This window comes from Streptomyces tropicalis (genome assembly GCF_029269835.1).
GTDB lineage: Bacteria > Actinomycetota > Actinomycetes > Streptomycetales > Streptomycetaceae > Streptomyces > Streptomyces tropicalis.
Map to the genome: position 1 here is coordinate 266,305 of NZ_JARJBB010000004.1, position 18,105 is coordinate 284,409.

Sequence of the window (18,105 nt, forward strand, 5' to 3'; positions counted from 1 at the left end):
GGAGGGGGCGGCCCCGGTCTAGGGGATGACCGGGGCCGCCACGGCGGGCTCTCGCGCAGGCGAGGCCCGGCCGAACACCCCGTGCGCCGACGTGGGTAGGAGACGGCGGCTCGGGATGTCCGTGCGGCTGCCCGGGGAGGGGACGGTGCCCGTGCGGCGTGTGGTGCGGCGTGCGCATGGGCGGTCCGTCGGCTCTCTCGGGCGGTGCGGGTGGTGCTGCTGCCTGGATGCGGATCGGGCCCGGACGGGTGGGCCGGCCCGCGATCCGTGAGCAGTATTTATATATGCCGAGCCGTTTGCAAGGCGTATGAAAACATTCATGCCTGCTTTGAACGGCATCCTCCCCGTCTGCCCCCGCACGGGACACGGGACGGGGGAGCGGCCGGACACGGGAGGGGGGAGCGGGCCGGCCCGCTCCCCCCGGGGCGGCTCAGTCCTTCAGGAAGAACTGGTGCTGGTCGGCGATCTGCTCGTACTCCTCCAGGCGGCCCTGGGTCCGCTCGGGGTCGGCGTCGGTCATGGCCTGGAGCAGGGCCGCGCACATCACGTTGGACGCCGCGTAGGAGTCGAAGACCAGCCGGGAACCGGTGCCGGTCGCGAAGGTGACGTCGGCCTCGTCGGCCAGCGGGCCGAGCGCCAGGTCGGTGATCAGGGCCACCTTCAGGCCGGCCCGCTTGGCGACCCGCAGCGCGGTCAGCGTCTCGTGGGCGTGCCGGGGCATCGAGAACGCCAGCACCCAGGTGCCGCCCGCCTCCCGGGACTGCAGCAGCGCGTCGTAGGCGACGCTGCCGCCGAGGGTGACCAGCCGGACGTCCGGGTGGATGCGCCGGGCGGCATAGGCGAAGTACTCGGCCAGGGACACCGAGATGCGCAGTCCGAGCACCGTCAGCGGCGTCGACCGGGACAGCCGGCGGCCGACGTCGATCACGCGGTCGGGGTCGGCGAAGTCCCGGCGCAGGTTCTCCAGGTTCTCGATCTCGGCGTCCACCGCGGCCTGGAGCTCGTTGCTGCGGTCCTCCTCCGCCGCGCCGCCCGCGAGGGCCCGCAGCGCGATGGACTGGAGCTTCTCGCGCAGCGCCGGGTAGCCGCCGAAGCCCACCGCGCCCGCGAACCGCGTCACGGACGGCTGGCTGACGCCGACCCGGTCCGCGAGCTCGGTGATCGACAGGAACGCCGCCTCCGCGATGTTCTCGATCAGGTACTGGGCGATGCGGCGCTGGCCGGGAGACAGGTGCGGTCCGTCGAAGAGTGCCCTGAGCTGGGACGTCGGCGCGGCTTCCGCCTGAGGAAGCGTCTTCCCCGAGGTGATCGCGGATGCCTGTGCACGGGCCTGCTGCGGCGTTGACACCGAAGCGCCTCCTTTGTCTCCCACAGAGGTTCAACATAGCTCACTCACCGTCGTGACCAGGGCTTGTACGGCGCTCTCACGCCCATGGGACCGGACGCCGTGCAGTCGGGCAGGGATAGGCGGGCGTCGTGCGGGAACCCGACCCGGAAGCGGCCGGCGCACCCGGCACCACGATCAGGAGACGTCCCCGAGTTTCGGCAGGTGAACCCCGCATGAGCGCACTCAGCGCGCTGGAAATGGCCCTGGAGACCCGGTGGGCGGCGCTGTGGGCGCGCATGGCCGGGAGAGGGCCGGAGCAGGTCGAGCTCCTCGACGCGCTGCGCCGCGAGTGCGACGCCCACGCCGTCGTGTGCAGCGAGGAGCGGGTGATCGTGCCCAACGCCTACGACGTCGAACTCGCCCCCGCCGTCCACGCCGAACTGGTGCGCCACGGCAGCCGGGTGGGACGCGCGCTCACCGACAGCCTCGCCCGGCACGCCGATCGCCACGGCTACGAGTGGGCCGGCCCCCTCACCGTCCACCTGTGCCGCGCCGACGAGGTGCCCAACGGCCGCTACCGGGTGGCCGGCCGGGTCATGCGGCACGTCAGCGCCCGCGCCTTCCGCGAACCGGCCTGACCGGCGGCGGTCACCGCCGGTACAACGTGATGGAGTGGCCGACCTCGTCGACCGGGCGGCTGCCGCGGAGCAGTTCGGCCAGCCGCCCCTTCGCCTTCGCCGCCGCCGAGTCGGACACCACGAGCAGCCCGTGCACCCGGCCCGGGTCGGCCGCCCGCGGGTCGGCCGCCCGGATGCCGTAGTACGACGGCACCCCGCTGCCCTTGTAGACCAGCCAGACCCGCTCGCCCGGGTACCGGGTGCGCAGCCGGTCGGCGAGCCTGCCGAGGTCCTGCCCCCAGTCCACGTTGGAGTCGTGCAGCAGCAGGTGGGTCCGGGCCGGCCCGCCGAACGCCTCGTTGGCGTAGGGCAGGTAGTAGGGGAACGTCCGGAGCGAGCTGAGCGCCGCGCACGCCGCCAGCGCGCACGCCGCGGCCGGCACCCGCGCCGGCCGCCGCCCCCGGCGGACGGTGAGCACCCCGGCCGCGGCGACCGCCAGGAACATCGGCAGGAACAGCGCGTAGCGCGTCCCGAAGTCGCGCGAGGACTGCATGGCGGACGCCAGCAGCACCGCCGGCGGCGCCAGCACGTACGGCGCCGCGGGCCGCAGCCGGCGTACCACCAGCAGTACGGCCGCGCCCGCCGCCCACAGCGCCAGCATCCCGAGCGGGGTCTTCACCGCGAGTGCCGCGGGCAGGTAGTACCAGCGTGCGCCGGTGTAGACGTGGCCGAACAGGTAGCCCTGCCACGGGAGGCCCTCCAGCCCGAACTGGATCCGCATGCCGTCGCGGTAGGCCGCGGGCAGTGGCAGCAGGCCGGTCAGCGTGCCGCGCAGCCCGGACACCGCCGGCACCGGCTCCCGGGAGGTCCACCGCAGCCGCGGGTCGACCACGAGATAGACCGCCCACACGACGGCGACCGCGACCGCCGCCACGACGGCCGCCCACCCCGCGCCCACGGCGAGCGTCCGCCGCCGCGCCGCCCGCCCGGCCGGGCGGCGCGCCGACCACACGGCCGCCCCCGCGAGCGCGAGCACCACCGGGATCGCGGGCAGGGTGCTCATCTTGGTGGCCACCGCCGCGCCGAGCGCCGCCCCCGCCGCAGGCAGCCACCGCGCGGGCCGCCGGCGCGCCCGCCACAGCAGCCACGCCGCGGTCAGTGCGAACCCGGCCGCCGGGACGTCCAGGGTGGCCAGCGAGCCGTGCGCGATCAGGTCGGGTGAGAAGGCGTACAGCGCCAGGGCGACGAGGCCGCCCGCCGGACCGGCGAGGTCCCGGGCGAACGCGAACGCCACCAGCCCGAACAGCAGCGTCAGCACGATCACCGGCAGCCGTGCCCACAGCATCAGCCGCCAGGGGTCGTTGCCGGACTCGTAGAGCAGGTGCCGCCCGAGCCGCCCCTGGTCGCCGGTGAAGGACGGGTCGAACCGGGGATGCGCGGCCGCGACCCCGGCGGCGATCAGGAGCTTGCCCAGCGGCGGGTGTTCGGGGTTGTAGGCCAGGCTGTGCTCCCGCAGGTAGACGGCCGCCGTGCCGACGTACACGGGCTCGTCGATGGTCGGGGTCTCCTCGGCGGCCGCCGTGACCATCGCCACCGCCATCTGCGCCAGGAGCAGCAGCACGAGGAGGGGCACCAGCAGGCGCCGGTGCCGCCGCAGCACGTGGTACGCGCGCGCCGGAGCCGGGAGAGGCGGCCCGGGCGGTGTGCGGCCGGGGGGAGCGGTGCCGCCCGCGGGCTCGGGAGCCAGGACCGTCTGCTGTTCGCGCGCCATCATCCGCCCCGCGTCGTACCGGCAGACCTTCTGCCGCGCCCACGGATACGGGCCAGGGCGCCCCGGAGTTCACGGCGCACCGGGAACCGTCCGGATCCCACCACGGCGGGGCCCCGCCCGTCCCGCGGTCCGCCGGGCACGCCATGCATGCCCCACCGCCGGGCCGGCCACACCCGGACGCAGCCGAACGCGGCCCGTCCTCGCGGCCGCCGTCCGGCGCCGGGTTCCGCGGCCGGGCCGCCGCCGGCGTGCGTCCGGGTGCGGCCGACCGCCGTCCCGGCCCTACGACCGGGACCCCGCCCCCGTATCCGGTCCCGTGTCCACCCCGGGCGACCCGCCCGGGGGAGGGGACGGCCGGTGGCCGCGTGGGGGCGTGGCGGAGTCGGGGACGACCAGGTCCGCCCGGGACCGGGTCGTCGCGATCAGGTCCGCGTTGCGCTGGTCGGTGCCCAGGGCCCAGGCCCGCGCCTCCTCGCCGGTCCTCCCGAACTCCTCGTGCCGGGCGACCAGACGGCGGATCCGCTCCCGTTCCGGCGGCGCGCAGAACCACACCTCGTCCAGCGCCGCCCGCACCCGGGCCCACGCACCCGTGCCCAGCAGCAGGTAGTTGCCCTCCGTCACCACCAGGCGGGCCGACGGCGGCACCGGGACCGCACCCGCCAGCGGCTGCTCCAGCACCCGCTCGAAACCGGGCGCGTACACCGTCTCCTCCGTCTCCTCGCGCAGCCGGCGCAGCAGCGCCGCGTACCCGGCGGCGTCGAAGGTGTCCGGCGCGCCCTTGCGGTCCCGGCGGCCGAGCCGGACCAGCTCCGCGTCGGCCAGGTGGAAGCCGTCCATCGGGACGTGCGCGGCCCAGGGCACACCGGGGCCGTTCAGCGCCCGGACCAGGTGCCCGGCGAGCGTGGACTTGCCCGCGCCGGGACTGCCCGCGATCCCGAGGACCGCGCGGTGTCCGCCCCGGGCGAGACCCCGGGCGCGGTGGAGGAGGTCGTCGAAGGTGAGCGGCACGCCGGCCAGTCTGTCACCCGGGCGGCGGAGGTGAGTTCACCCCTCGGCCCGCTTTCTTGGAAACGTGGGGGTGGGAGAGTCGGTCCTTCGGGGCACTCGACACCCTCTCGACGCCGCCGTGCGGGGAAAGGTGCCTGTATGACAGAGCTCGGTCTGCCCGAAGACATTCTGGCCTGCCTCTTCGACCTCGACGGGGTCGTCACGAAGACGGCCGTCGTGCACGCGGCCGCCTGGAAGGAGACGTTCGACGCGTTCCTGAGGGAGCGCGACGGCGCGGACTTCCGGCCGTTCGACAAGGTCGCCGACTACGACGAGTACGTCGACGGACGGCCCCGCGCCGACGGCGTGCGGACCTTCCTCGCCTCCCGCGGCATCGAACTGCCCGAGGGCAGCCCCGACGACCCGCCGGACGCCGGGACGGTCAACGGCATCGGCAACCGCAAGAACCAGCTGGTCCTGCAGAAGATCCGCACCGACGGCGTGGAACCCTACGACGGCACCCTGCGCTACATCGCCGCGGTCCGCGCCCGCGGGCTGCGCACGGCCATCGTCTCCTCCAGCGCCAACACCCGGGACGTGCTGCGCTCGATCGACGCCGAAGGCCTCTTCGACGTCCGCGTCGACGGGGTGGTCGCCCGGGAGCGGAAGCTGCCCGGCAAGCCCCACCCCGACACCTTCCTCGCCGCCGCACGCGACCTGGGCGTCGAGGCCCGGCAGTCCGCCGTCTTCGAGGACGCCCTGGCCGGCATGGAGGCGGGCCGCTCCGGCGGCTTCGGCCGCGTCGTCGGCGTCGACCGCGTCGGCCAGACGGACGCGCTCTACCAGCACGGCGCCGACGTCGTCGTGAAGGACCTCGCCGAACTTCTCGACGGCCCGGGAGGCACCGAGTGATCACCCACCGGTCCTACGCCGTCGAGCCCTGGTCGGTGCGCGAGACGGAGCTGAGCCTGGAGGTCCTGGCGCAGAGCGAGTCCGTCTTCGCCCTGTCCAACGGCCACGTCGGCTGGCGCGGCAACCTCGACGAGGGCGAGCCGCACGGCCTGCCCGGCAGCTACCTCAACGGCGTGTACGAGGTGCACCCGCTGCCGTACGCCGAAGCGGGCTACGGCTACCCGGAGTCCGGCCAGACCGTCATCAACGTCACCAACGGCAAGATCCTGCGGCTCCTCGTCGACGACGAGCCCTTCGACCTGCGCTACGGCCGGCTCGTCTCCCACGAGCGGACCCTCGACCTGCGCAGCGGCCTGATGGAGCGGACCTGCGAGTGGGTCTCCCCGGCGGGTTCCCGGGTCCGGGTGCGCGCCACCCGCCTGGTGTCGCTGACCCAGCGCGCCATCGCTGCCGTCGCCTACGAGGTGGAGGCCGTGGGCAGCCAGGCCCGCGTGGTGATCCAGTCCGAGCTGGTGGCCAACGAGCAGCTGCCGGAGGCGGAGGGCGACCCGCGGGCCGCGATGGCGCTCCAGGCCCCGCTGGAGGCGGAGGAGCACTTCGCCATCGGCCACCGGCTGCGCCTGGTCCACCGCACCCGGCACAGCGGACTGCGGGTCGCCGTGGCTGCCGACCACGTCGTCAACGGTCCCGAGCGGACCACGACGGACAGCGAGAGCCGCGCGGACACGGCCCGCCTGACGGTCACCTCCGTCCTCGGCCCCGGCCAGAAGCTGCGGGTGGAGAAGTTCGTGGCGCACGGCTGGTCCGGGGTCCGCTCCCTGCCGGCCATGAGCGACCAGGTCGACGCGGCGCTCGCGGCCGCCAGGCACAGCGGCTGGGCGGCCCTGGTGGACGCCCAGCGGGAGTACCTCGACGACTTCTGGGCGCGCGCCGACGTCGAGGTGGACGGCGACGAGGAGATCCAGCAGGCCGTCCGCTTCGCCCTGTTCCACGTGCTCCAGGCCGGCGCACGGGCGGAGGAGCGGGCGATCCCCGCCAAGGGCCTGACCGGCTCCGGCTACGACGGGCACGCCTTCTGGGACACGGAGATGTTCGTGCTGCCGGTGCTCACGTACACCTCGCCGCCCGCCGTCGCCGAGGCGCTGCGCTGGCGCCAGAGCACCCTGCCCGCGGCCCGCGAACGGGCGGCCCAGCTCGGCCTGCAGGGTGCCGCGTTTCCCTGGCGGACCATCGAGGGCCAGGAGGGGTCCGCCTACTGGCCCGCCGGCACGGCCGCCTTCCACGTGAACGCCGACATCGCGCACGCCGTGGTCCGGTACGTGGCGGCCACCGGAGACGAGGACTTCGAGCGGGACACCGGGGTGGAGCTGCTGGTGGAGACGGCCCGGTTGTGGCGGTCGCTCGGCCACCACGACCACCACGGCACCTTCCACATCGACGGCGTGACCGGTCCCGACGAGTACAGCGCGATCGCCGACGACAACACGTACACCAACCTGATGGCGCGGGCGAACCTGCTGGCCGCCGCCGACGTCGTCGAACGGCACACCAAGGAGGCCGACCGGCTCGGCGCCGACGACGAGGAGGCGGCCGCCTGGCGGGACGCCGCCGAGGCGATGAACCTGCCGTACAACGACGAACTGGGCGTGCACGAGCAGCACGCCGGCTTCACCCGGTACCAGCGCTGGGACTTCGCCGGCACCCGTCCCGACCAGTACCCGCTGCTGCTGCACTTCCCCTACTTCGACCTCTACCGCAAGCAGGTGGTCAAGCAGGCGGACCTGGTGCTCGCGATGTACACCTGCGGCGCCGAGTTCGACGAGGAGCACATCGCCCGCAACTTCGCCTACTACGAACCCCTGACCGTGCGGGACTCCTCCCTGTCCGCCTGTGTGCAGGCCGTCATCGCGGCGCAGGCGGGCCATCTGCGCCTCGCCTACGACTACGCGGCCGAGGCCGCCCTGATGGACCTGGAGGACCTGGAGCACAACACCCGCGACGGGCTCCACATCGCGTCCCTCGCCGGGACCTGGATGGCGCTGGTGACGGGCTTCGGGGGCACCCGGCGGGCCGGTGAGACCCTCGCGTTCGCGCCGCGGCTGCCGGAGAAGTTCAGCCGGCTGGCCTTCACGCTCCTCTTCCGCGGGAGGCGGCTGCGGGTGGAGATCGGTCAGGACAGCGCGACCTACACGCTGCTGTCGGGCCCGGACCTGGTGATCCGGCACCACGGCGACGCCGTCACCCTGCGCCGGGACACCCCCGTCGACCGCCCGGTCCCGCCCCCGAAGCACCTGCCGCCCCCGGAGCAGCCGCCCCACCGGAAGCCCCACGCGCGGTAGGCCCGGCGTCCCACTCCCGCCCGGCGTCCCACTCCCGCCGTCCGCCCGGGGCGGGAGTCCGGCGGCAGGCTCTAGCCGAGCACGCCCCGCAGCAGTCCGACGAGGTCGTCCGTGGCGTCGGCCGCGCCGACCAGCGGGAGCACGCCGAGCGCCAGCACGGCCGCCGCCACCGGCCACAGGTGCGGCGGCGGCGCCGACTGGAGGGCCGCGATCCGCCGGGTCACGGCCCGGTCGGTGAAGGACAGCGCGCAGGACGGCTCCGCCCGCCCCGCGGTGAGCGCGGCCCGGGCCAGCGCGCGGGCGGTCGCCGTCCGGTCGCCGACCGCGTCCGCGGCCCGCTCGTCGGCCCAGCGCTCCACCAGGAAGGCGACCGTGCCGCGGACCGGGCCGAGCAGCGGGTTCGCTGCGACGGCCAGCGCCGCGGCGGTCACCAGCAGGGCGTGCCGGTGGCTCAGGTGGGCGCGCTCGTGGGCGAGCAGCACCCGGCGCTCCACCGGTTCCAGCGCGCCGAGCATCCCGGCCGTCACCAGGATCCGCCCCGGTCTGCCCGGTCGGCCCAGGACGGCCGCCCGGCCCGGGATGGCGAACGCCTGCGGCACCGGAGAGGCGGCGACGATCAGCTCGGTGCTCCCGGGATGGCCCGCGCACAGCCGCCGCAGGGCCCGCCGCACGACGTACTCGGCCCGCGCGGCGCGCCACAAGCGGTGGGCCACCAGCAGCAGGGCCAGGCAGGCCGCGACGCCGATCACCTCCGGCACCGGCTCGGGAGGCCGCAGCCCGTGCCGGCGCGCCTGGTCGACCACCGGGGGAGCGTCGTCGACCAGGGTGGCCGCGAGCAGGACGAGGGACCACACCGTCGCGGCGGCCGTCACCGCCGCGGCCGCCGTCAGCACCCGCGCGGCGAGCGCCGGGGCCACCCGGCGGCCCACGCCGGGGCTGACCGCGGCCAGCAGCACGGACAGCAGCAGCGGGACGTAGACGTCGACCCTCACGCCGGGCCTCCGCCCAGCAGCGCCCGCAGCGCGCGCTCCTCCTCGGAACTCAGTCCGGTGACGAACTGCTGGAGCGCGGCGATCGGGTCCGGCCCCCGGTCCAGGGCCTCGTGCATGGCCTGGGCGGTGAGCTCGGCCGCGTTCTTCGCCGGCCGGTAGGCCCCGCGGCGCCCGTCGACCTCGCGGAGCACCAGCCCCTTGTCGTACAGGCGCTTCAGGATGGTGTGCACGGTGTTGTAGGCGAGGGTGCCGCCGATCTCCGTCTGGATCTCGACCGGGGTCAGGGGCCGCTCGGTGGCCCACAGCGCCGCGAGGACCTCGCTCTCCAGCTCTCCCGAGCTGCGTCGTTCCGTCCTGCCGTGAGGCACCGTGCCAGCCATGACCTCAACCTTACAGCGCGTAGGGATCTCCACCGGGTGGCGGTACCGCGCCCAGCGGGCCCGCCGGGCCCGGGATAGTTTGTCGGTGGTTTTCCTGACGTCCTGCTCGACTTCCACCCCCGGTCCCACGGGACCACCGGGTGGGCAGAACCCTACAGTGCGTAGGGGGTGAGGGGAGCGAGATGGCCGACGGCACCCGCGCCACGCGCGCCCGGACCCGGCGCTCGGGACCGGCCGCCGCCCCCGGAGGGCTCGGCGCACGGATCGGCGGCGACCCCCTCGTGGGGGCGGTCGCCGCCGCCTTCACCCTCGCCCAGCTCCTCCTCGTACGCCCGGGGATGGGCCTCGGCTGGGACGAGACCGTCTACGTCAGCCAGGTCAGCGCGCACGCCCCGGCGGCCTTCTTCAGCGCACCGCGCGCCCGCGGTGTGTCGCTGCTCGTGGCGCCGGTCGCCGCGTGGTCGTCGTCCACCGCGCTGCTGCGGGTCTACCTCGCCGCGCTGTCCGGTCTCGCCCTCTACCTCTCGCTGCGGGTGTGGCGGCACGTGTTCCCCTCCCGCGTCCTGGCCCTGGCCGGCGCCCTGTTCGCCACCCTGTGGGTGACCCTCTTCTACGGGCCGCAGGCCATGCCGAACTACTGGGTCGCCGTCGGCGCCCTCGCCTGCGCCGGCTGCCTCCTGCGCGTGCGCGCCCGGTCCCGCGACCGGGCGGCGCTCGCCGGGCTGGCCGCGGGCGCCGCCCTGATGGCGTGGATGCGGCCCATGGACGCCGTGTGGGTGGCGCTCCCGCTGCTCGCCCTGGCCGCGGCAGGCCGGCACGGGCGGGCACTCCTCGCCCTGCTCGCCGGACTCGCCGCAGGCGCCGCGGAGTGGGTCGTCGAGTCCTACGCCGCCTACGGCGGCCTGTTCCGGCGGCTGGCCGAGGGCTCCGAGATCCAGGGCGGACTCGGCTGGCACCTCGCCGTGGTCGACCAGCTGCGCAGCCTGGGCGGACGGGCCCTGTGCCGCCCCTGCACCGGCGCCCTGCCCGCCCCGGTGCTGACCCTCTGGTGGTACGCCCTGCCGCTGCTCGCCCTGCTGGGGCTGGCGGTCGCCGTCCGCGCCCGCCGCGCCGCGCCCACCCTGGTCGCGCTGGCCTGCGCGGCCACGGCCGCCTTCCCCTACCTGTTCCTGATCGGCTATGCGGCCCCGCGCTTCCTGCTGCCCGCCTACGCCCTGCTCGCGCTCCCGGTCGCCGACGCGCTCGTGCACGTCCTCACGGCTCCGGGCCCGGCCTGGCGCCCGGTCGCCGCGGTCCTGGTGGCACTCGGGCTCGCCGGCCACCTGGCCGTGCAGTACGCCGTCCTCGCCCACACCGTCGACCGGACCACCGCCGACCGGCGCGGATGGAGCCGCGCCGCCACCGAGCTGCACCGGCTCGGCGTGCGTCCGCCCTGCCTGCTCACCGGGGAGGAGTCCGTGCCGATCGCCTTCTACACCGGGTGCGCCTCGGCGGCCACCGACGGACCCAACGCCAACACGACCGACGCCGGGATCCGGGACGCGGCCCGGCGGGTGCCCGTGGCCGCGCTCACCGTCCCCGGCGCCGCGCCGCCGGCCTACGCGCGCACCTGGCCCTCCGTGCCGTACGGCGCGCTGCGCCTGTACGTGGCCCCGGCCCGGCCGGCCGCCGGGAGGCCGTGACGGCGCCGCCCGCGACCGTCCACCGCGGTCACACCGGGTGCGAGTCCCCACCGTCCGCGGCCCCGCCCCGGGGCGGGCCCGCCGGCTCCGGCAGAGGTCGCGCTCCCCCCGGTGCCAGGTCCGCCACGACCCCGGCGGGCAGCCACCAGGCCGCCGCACACAGGCACACCCCGAGCCAGCCGACCGCGAACAGCCAGCCGCCGGCCACGTCGGTGGACCAGTGGACCCCCAGATACATCCGGGTGAGGCCCACGAGCACGCCCCAGCAGCCCACGACCAGGCAGAGCGCCGTCCGCCCGCGCGGCCGGCGCAGGCAGAGGGCCAGGATCACCAGCCCGGCGGCCAGCGCCGACGTGGTCGAGTGCCCCGAGGGGAAGGCCCAGCCCGAGGCGTGCGTCGCCCAGTCGTGCCGCGGCGGACGCGGCCGGGCGACCACCTCCATCACGCCGTACCGGAGAGCCTGTCCGGCCAGAAGGCAGCCGGCGCCCAGGGCCGCCGCCAGGGCGCGCCGCGCGGGCGTGCGGCCGAGGAGGAGGCCGGCCAGCACCACGAGCACGTACGGCACGACACCCGTCCCCGTCGCCGTGAGGGCGCGGGCCGCGCTCACGGCCGCCGCGGGGCGGTGCCCGACGGACCAGTCCAGCAGGGTCTCGTCCAGGGGCAGCGGGGCGTGGCGTCCGCCCACCACGAGGCTCAGCACGGCGAACGCCGCCCACGCCCCGAGGCCGACGCTGCCCGCCCCATCGGCCGTCTCCCCGCGCCTCATGCCGTCGGCCACCTCTCTCCGCATCTCGTACGACTTCCCTGCCACCTCTGCCACCCCGCAGGACTCTCCCTGCCTGACGGGTGCCCCGCGAACGGGCCCCGCGCGCATGCGAACCGCCCGGACCCGCGGCGCCCGGATCCCTGTGGTGGGGACACGCGCCTCGCTGACCTGTGCCGCGTGGGGCCGTGCGGCGTGGACCCGGGCGGTGCGGGGCCCTGCCGTACGGACCCGGGCGGTGCGCATGCGTGCCGTCCGGGGCTCCGCCGCGGCTCGCGCGCGCCGCGGGCACGTCCGGGGGCCGCCCGGTGCCCGGTCCCGGCGGCCCTCACGGCGCGAGCAACGGCCGCAGCGGCGTCGCCGCGAGCCACCGTGCCAGGGCCTCGGGGCGGATGACGGGCAGCCGCATCGCGGCGATGGCCGTCAGGCCGCCGTACGCCGCCACCACGACGACCGGCACCGCCGGCGCCGTCACGGCGGCCTCCGGGCTCACCCGGCGGGCCCGCCACCGGCCCACCGGCATCAGCACGGCGAACAGGCCGAGGCCGACCGCGGACCGGGCGGTCACGGCGTCGCCGAACCAGGCCGGAGCGCGGCGGGCCGGCCCGCCGACGTCCGTGTACACGGACCCGTCGACCGAGGGACCGCTCGGGGCGGCGGTCACCCGCGGGCTTCCCTGGCCTTCGCCGCCCGGCGGGAGCGCAGGACCTCCGCGGCGAGCGGGATCAGCGACACGATCACGATCAGCGCGATCACCGGCAGCAGGTACTTGTCGACATTGGGGATCGACGACCCGAGGGCGTACCCGGCGAGGACGAGGCCCACGCTCCAGACGAGCCCGCCGGCCACCTGCCAGACGGTGAAGGTGCGCAGCGGCACGCCGAGGGCGCCCGCCATCGGGTTGAGCACCGTGCGCACCACGGGCACGAAGCGGGCCAGCACGATCGCCCTCGCGTGGCCGTACCGCTCCAGCAGTTCCTCGGCGCGCTGCGCCCCCTCGTGCAGGCGCTGCGAGCGGCTGCGCGCCAGCAGCGCGCCTCCCGCCCTGCGGCCCAGCAGGTAGCCGCACTGCGAGCCCAGGAGGGCGCCCACCACGGCGGCGACCAGCAGCGGGGCCAGGGAGAGCCGCACCCCGTGGTCGGCGGTGCCGGTGCACAGCAGTCCCGCCGTGAACAGCAGCGAGTCGCCCGGCAGGAAGAAGCCGACGAGGAGCCCCGTCTCGGCGAACAGCACCACGCCGACGCCGAGCACGCCGAAGGCGGCCAGCAGGGACTGGGCGTCCAGCACATTGACGGCGAGCTGCGACGACAGGTGCAGGGGTGCGATCATCGTCGCTGCGCCCTTTCGTTCGATGACGGTCCGACGACTACACGGATGTAGACCGTCTACTGAACCGTAGACGATAACGGGTTCCGTGCGGTTCCGGCGACCGGCGCGGCGCATCGGCCGGGGGAGGCCGGCGAATGTCCCGGAAGGTCGCCCAGGGCGGACGCGCAGCGGATCCGGACCGTGCGCGCTCCCGGTTTTGCCGTCCCATGACCTCGTCATGACCGGCCGTCGACATACCTGTGGTCATGATGGGTCGCGACGTCTAAGTAAGGCATGCCTTCGCTAACTCGACCCCGAAGCGGTCGGGACCGGCATGCAGGGGAGGGCCGCACAGCATGTGGGACGACGCGTTCCCGAGCTTTCTGATCGGACTGCGGGAGGGGCTCGAAGCCGGACTCGTCGTCTCCATCCTGGTCGCCACCCTGGTGCGGGCGGAGGCCAGGTCCCGGCTCCCGCAGGTGTGGACCGGCGTCCTCGCGGCGATCGCCCTCGCGATGAGCTTCGGCGCGGTGCTCACCTTCACCGCGGCCTCCCTGCCGGAGGCCGCGCAGGAGGCCTTCGGCGGCGCTCTGAGCGTGATCGCGGTCGCCTTCGTGACCGCGATGGTCTTCTGGATGCGGCGCTCCGCGCGCAACCTCTCCGGGGAGATCAGGGCGAAGGTGACCGGGGCGCTGTCGATGGGCGCGGGCATGCTGGTCCTCACGTCGTTCCTCGCCGTCGGCCGCGAGGGCCTGGAGACCGCGCTGTTCCTGTGGACCACGGCACGCGCCGCCGGTGAGTCCGCCGGACCGCTGAGCGGCGCCGCGGTCGGCCTGGTCCTGGCGGCCGGGCTGTGCTGGGGCCTGTACCGGCGCGTCCTGAAGATCAACCTGACCCGCTTCTTCACCGCGACCGGCGTCGTCCTCATCGTCATCGCCGCCGGCGTCCTCGGCTACGGGCTGCGCGACCTCCAGGAGGGCGGCGTCCTGCCGGGCGGCACCTCCTACGCCGTCGACCTGGGCGGCAGCGTCGACGCGAGCTCCTGGTACAGCACGCTGGTCCAGGGCGTCCTCAACCTCACCCCGACGATGACGTGGCTCCAGACGCTGGCCTACGGCGGCTACCTCGCCGTCGTCATGACCCTCTTCGTCCGCGGCGTACGGTCCTCGGCGCCCGCCCGTCCGGCGTCCCCCGCGGACCGGCCCCGCGGGACGGTGACGACGGCCGGGGCGGTGAACGGGACCGACGTGCAGGGCCGGACCGGGTCCGAGGCCGGGTCCGGGCGTGAGTCCGTGGCCGCCCCGCAGGCTGCGGAGCCGGAGCCGGAGGCCGACTACGACGCACCGACGGCCGACTCCGACGCACCGACGGCCGGCGCCGGCCCGGCGGAACCGGGTACCGCAGTGCCGGAACCGGGAGCCGAGGAGCCGGCCGCGGGCACCCGCAAGGCGGCCGCGCCGACCTCCCGGCGCCGGCCCGCCTGGGTCGTCCCCGTCGCCGTGGTCGCGGTCCCCGCGGTGATCGCCGGGCTCGCGGTCGGGCTCGGCCGCCCCAAGCCCGCCGGGGCGCAGACCGTGGCCGTGTCCGGGACCGACTGCGGCGAGGGCTTCACCGCGCCCCGGCCGGGCCGGCAGGCCTTCCAGATGCACAACACCGGTTCCAGGACGTCCGAGGTCTACCTGATCGACCCGGCGACCGGCGCGGTCTACGGCGAGATCGAGGGCCTGGCCCCCGGCACCACCCGCGACCTGGTCGCCACCGTCGCGGGCGGCTCGTACGCCTGGCGCTGCGTGCCCACCGGCGCCAGGGCCGTCACCTCGCGGGCCGTCCACGTGCGCGGCGGGGCCGGCGCCCGCGCGGTCGTCCCCGTGTCCGAGCAGGACCTGGCCGCGCCGCTGGCCCGGTACAAGCAGTACGTCGGGGCCGGACTGGCCGCGCTCGTCACCCAGGCCGGACGCCTGAACGACGACATCCAGCACGGCCGGCTCGACGACGCCCGCGCCGACTGGCTCACCGCCCACCGCACCTACGCCTCCCTCGGCGCCGCCTACGGCACCTTCGAGGACTTCGACCAGAAGATCGACGGCCGCCCGGACGGCCTCCCCGGCGGCGCGCAGGACCCGGGTTTCTCCGGATTCCACCGGATCGAGTACGGGCTGTGGCACGGCCGGGACGCCGACCGGCTCAAGGCCCCCGCCCGGCAGCTCGCCACCGACGTCGAGGGACTGCGCAAGGCCTTCCCCACCCAGGAGTTCGACCCGGGCGACCTGCCGCTGCGGGCCCACGAGATCCTGGAGAACACCCTGCAGTTCGAGCTGACCGGCCAGGCCGACCAGGGCAGCGGCACCGAACTCGCCACCGCCGACGCCAATCTCGCCGGCACCCGTGAGCTGCTCACGGTGCTCCAGCCGCTGCTGACGAGGCGTGCCCCGCACCTGCTGCCCACCGTCGACGCGGACATCACCCGGGTGCAGAAGCTCCTGGACGCCGCCCACGACGGCGGCCACTGGACCCCGGTCGACCGGCTGGACACCATCGCCGGGGCCCGCCTCGACGGGGCCACCGGCCAGCTCCTGGAGGACCTCGCGCCGGTGCCGGACCTCCTGGAGATCCGGAAGTCCGCCTGATGCCCGCCGACCGTCCCGCACCCCGCACCGACCCGGCCCACCCCGAAAGCAGCGAGGAGAACACCCCCATGCCGTCCGCCGACACGCCCGCCCCGCACGGTGGCTGCCCGGCCGGAGCAGGCCAGGCGCCCGCACCGCAGGGCGGCTGCCCCGCCGGAACCGGCCGCCGCTCCTTCGTCCGGACGGCCCTCGGGGCCGGCGCGGCGGGCGCCGCCCTCGCCGGCGGCGGCTTCGCGCTCGCCGAGAGCCGCAGCACCGGGGCGCACGCCGCGGACGCGCCCGCCGGCGGCCCGGTGCCCTTCCACGGCGTCCACCAGTCCGGCATCACCACACCGGCCCCGGCCGCCGCCGCCTTCGTCTCCTTCGACGTCATCGCCGAGAGCCGCAAGGACCTGACGGAGCTGCTGCGCACCCTCACCGAGCGGGCCCGCTTCCTGACCGCCGGCGGCGCCCCCGCCGACCTCGGCGTCGGCGCCCCGCCCTCCGACAGCGGCATCCTCGGCCCGGTCGTGCCGGCGGACGCGCTGACGGTCACCGTCGGCGTCGGCGCCTCCCTCTTCGACGACCGCTACGGCCTCACCCCGGTCCGGCCGCGCCGGCTGACCCCGATGCGCACCTTCCCCAACGACCACCTGAACCCCGCCGAGTGCCACGGCGACCTGTCCCTGCAGATCTGCGCCGACCGCCAGGACACGGTGCTGCACGCCCTGCGCGACATCGCCCGCCACACCCGGGGCGCGCTCCGGATCAAGTGGCGCATCGACGGCTTCCAGAACACCCCCCGCCCCAGCGGCGCCCAGCGCAACCTCCTCGGCTTCAAGGACGGCATCGTCAACCCGGACACCGCCTCCGCCCGCGAGATGGACCGCCTGGTGTGGGTCGGCGCCGGCCAGGGCGAGCCGGCCTGGGCCACCGGCGGCAGCTACCAGGTCGTCCGGATCATCCGCATGCTGGTGGAGTTCTGGGACCGGGTCTCGCTGACCGAGCAGGAGAAGATGTTCGGCCGCCGCAAGGACACCGGCGCCCCGCTCGACGGCGCCCGCGAGACCGACGCACCGAACTACGCGAAGGACCCGCACGGCACGGCGATCCCGCTGGACGCGCACATACGGCTCGCCAACCCGCGCACCGCGGCCACCGACACCTCCCGCATCCTGCGCCGCGGCTACAACTACGACCGTGGCGTCGACGCCGTCGGCAACCTCGACATGGGCCTGGCCTTCTGCTGCTACCAGCAGGACGTCCGGCGCCAGTTCGAGGCGACCCAGACCCGGCTGGTCGACGAGCCCCTGGTCGACTACATCTCGCCGACCGGCGGCGGCTACTTCTTCGCCCTGCCCGGCGTGCGCGACTCCGAGGACTGGTTGGGGCGCGCCCTGATGGCGGCCTGACCGGCCTCGCCGGCCCGGCGGAGCCGGGTGCGGGCGCCCGCACCCGGCCGGTCAGCGCCGCAGCCCCAGCTCCCGGCGCCACCGCACCCACTGCCGGACCGGATCCCCGGTGTACGACCACGGGGTCCGCGTGGCGCGGCGGCCGAGCATCCGCATCAGGGCGGCCGCCACGTCGGTGAGCCCCGCGAGGCAGGCCGCGTGCACCAGGTGGTTCAGGTCGCGCACCTCCACCGGGGCGACCACGGTGTCCGGGCGGCCCCCGATCCACCGCTCCCAGGTGCGCCGTACGTCGCTGACGGCGGCGTCGTGGTCCCAGTGCGCCCCCGAGCCCCCACCGCCCTGCCCCTTCGCGGCGTCCCGCACGTACCGGAACTCCTCGACCCGGGCGTACTGGACGAGGACCGGCAGCGCGCAGCCCGGCGGTGCCACACCGGCGGCCTCCCGCGCGAAGTCGTACATCAGGCCGTGGGTGCCGTGCCAGCGCGCCGAGTAGTAGTGGAGCACCTGCAGATGGCCCTCCACGCTGTACGGGTCGCGCCGGTGCACCTCGTCCCACCAGCGGCCCAGATCCCGCCGCCGCACACCGGACGGGTACAGCCGGGCCGCGGAGATCAGCGAGATCCACGGGGTGGGATCGTCGGGGCAGGCCTCGGCGGCCCGCAGGCACGCCAGCACGGCGGCGTCGACCCGGTCCTGCGGCACGGGCACCCCCCGGCCGGCTGCGATGGCCACCTGGAAGGCCCGGGCCGTCTCCGTCGCCGCCCGCAGCACGAGGGCGTCGCCGCCGCCCGGCTCCGCGGCCAGCCACGACTCCACGGTCGAGCGGTCCGCGCACGCCTGCGCGAGCAGCCGGATCCGGTGCCCGCGCTGCGCCCAGTGGGCGCCGGTCTCGCGCAACAGGTCCCGCAGGCCCTGCCAGCGGCCGATGACGATGTCGTGCCGGGCGGAGGTGAGCAGCAGGTCCCCGCAGTCCGGGTCGAAGTCGGGGGTGGAGCGGTCGCGCGCCATC

At 75.6% G+C, this 18,105-nt stretch carries 15 protein-coding genes; 6 read left to right on the plus strand and 9 right to left on the minus strand.

Translation table 11 applies throughout. The features are described 5' to 3' along the window. Positions 1 to 430 precede the first annotated feature (430 nt). A complete protein-coding gene (locus P3H78_RS10275; RefSeq protein ID WP_276108560.1) occupies positions 431 to 1,348 on the minus strand; it encodes a MurR/RpiR family transcriptional regulator in 918 nt (305 codons plus the stop codon). 212 nt (positions 1,349 to 1,560) lie between these two features. Here P3H78_RS10275 and P3H78_RS10280 point away from each other — a divergent pair, with 212 nt between their 5' ends. Beyond that, complete coding sequence (locus P3H78_RS10280; RefSeq protein ID WP_276108561.1) at positions 1,561 to 1,965, plus strand: DUF3662 domain-containing protein; 405 nt, start codon at positions 1,561 to 1,563, stop codon at positions 1,963 to 1,965. 10 nt (positions 1,966 to 1,975) lie between these two features. Here P3H78_RS10280 and P3H78_RS10285 read toward each other — a convergent pair whose 3' ends face one another. Both P3H78_RS10285 and P3H78_RS10290 read right to left on the minus strand, forming a co-directional pair. Next, complete coding sequence (locus tag P3H78_RS10285; protein WP_438827937.1) at positions 1,976 to 3,718, minus strand: phospholipid carrier-dependent glycosyltransferase; 1,743 nt, start codon at positions 3,716 to 3,718, stop codon at positions 1,976 to 1,978. A 279-nt stretch (positions 3,719 to 3,997) separates the two neighbouring features. After that, the gene (locus P3H78_RS10290; protein ID WP_276108562.1) at positions 3,998 to 4,723 is read right to left on the minus strand and encodes a nucleoside/nucleotide kinase family protein; all 726 of its coding nucleotides are present in this window, start codon (positions 4,721 to 4,723) and stop codon (positions 3,998 to 4,000) included. A gap of 138 nt (positions 4,724 to 4,861) precedes the next feature. Here P3H78_RS10290 and P3H78_RS10295 point away from each other — a divergent pair, with 138 nt between their 5' ends. Beyond that, positions 4,862 to 5,614, plus strand: a complete 753-nt coding sequence (locus P3H78_RS10295; RefSeq protein ID WP_276108563.1) for an HAD family hydrolase — start codon at positions 4,862 to 4,864, stop codon at positions 5,612 to 5,614. Then, on the plus strand, positions 5,611 to 7,953 hold the full coding sequence (locus P3H78_RS10300; protein ID WP_276108564.1) for a glycoside hydrolase family 65 protein: 2,343 nt from the start codon (positions 5,611 to 5,613) through the stop codon (positions 7,951 to 7,953). The genes P3H78_RS10295 and P3H78_RS10300 overlap by 4 nt, the downstream gene beginning before the upstream one ends. A 71-nt stretch (positions 7,954 to 8,024) precedes the next feature. Here P3H78_RS10300 and P3H78_RS10305 read toward each other — a convergent pair whose 3' ends face one another. Together P3H78_RS10305 and P3H78_RS10310 are read right to left on the minus strand one after the other, a co-directional pair. Beyond that, positions 8,025 to 8,945 (minus strand): M48 family metalloprotease, encoded by a 921-nt coding sequence (locus P3H78_RS10305; RefSeq protein WP_276108565.1) that lies wholly within the window; start codon positions 8,943 to 8,945, stop codon positions 8,025 to 8,027. Next, positions 8,942 to 9,325 carry a BlaI/MecI/CopY family transcriptional regulator gene (locus P3H78_RS10310; protein WP_276108566.1) on the minus strand — a complete coding sequence of 128 codons (384 nt, stop codon included), beginning with the start codon at positions 9,323 to 9,325 and terminating at the stop codon, positions 8,942 to 8,944. Before P3H78_RS10310 ends, P3H78_RS10305 begins: the two co-directional genes overlap by 4 nt. 182 nt (positions 9,326 to 9,507) lie before the next feature. On the opposite strand from P3H78_RS10310, the gene P3H78_RS10315 reads away from it, so the two are divergent. Continuing rightward, entirely contained in the window at positions 9,508 to 11,007 is a 1,500-nt protein-coding gene (locus tag P3H78_RS10315; RefSeq protein ID WP_276108567.1) for a hypothetical protein, read from the plus strand. Positions 11,008 to 11,035: 28 nt separating this feature from the next. Here the strand turns inward: P3H78_RS10315 and P3H78_RS10320 are convergent, their stop codons facing one another. From P3H78_RS10320 to P3H78_RS10330, 3 genes are all read right to left on the minus strand, one after another. Further along, positions 11,036 to 11,773, minus strand: coding sequence for a phosphatase PAP2 family protein (locus P3H78_RS10320; RefSeq protein WP_276108793.1), 738 nt, complete (start codon positions 11,771 to 11,773; stop codon positions 11,036 to 11,038). A gap of 325 nt (positions 11,774 to 12,098) precedes the next feature. Beyond that, entirely contained in the window at positions 12,099 to 12,434 is a 336-nt protein-coding gene (locus P3H78_RS10325; protein ID WP_276108568.1) for a hypothetical protein, read from the minus strand. Next, positions 12,431 to 13,099, minus strand: coding sequence for a DedA family protein (locus P3H78_RS10330; RefSeq protein WP_276108569.1), 669 nt, complete (start codon positions 13,097 to 13,099; stop codon positions 12,431 to 12,433). The genes P3H78_RS10325 and P3H78_RS10330 overlap by 4 nt, the downstream gene beginning before the upstream one ends. 335 nt (positions 13,100 to 13,434) lie before the next feature. On the opposite strand from P3H78_RS10330, the gene efeU reads away from it, so the two are divergent. Both efeU and efeB read left to right on the plus strand, forming a co-directional pair. Beyond that, complete coding sequence (gene efeU, locus P3H78_RS10335) at positions 13,435 to 15,705, plus strand: iron uptake transporter permease EfeU (protein ID WP_276108570.1); 2,271 nt, start codon at positions 13,435 to 13,437, stop codon at positions 15,703 to 15,705. A gap of 68 nt (positions 15,706 to 15,773) precedes the next feature. Further along, positions 15,774 to 17,096, plus strand: coding sequence for an iron uptake transporter deferrochelatase/peroxidase subunit (efeB, locus tag P3H78_RS10340; RefSeq protein WP_276108794.1), 1,323 nt, complete (start codon positions 15,774 to 15,776; stop codon positions 17,094 to 17,096). Between the two features lie 51 nt (positions 17,097 to 17,147). Here efeB and P3H78_RS10345 read toward each other — a convergent pair whose 3' ends face one another. Continuing rightward, entirely contained in the window at positions 17,148 to 18,104 is a 957-nt protein-coding gene (locus tag P3H78_RS10345; protein WP_276108571.1) for a hypothetical protein, read from the minus strand. Between the last annotated feature and the right edge of the window lies 1 nt (position 18,105).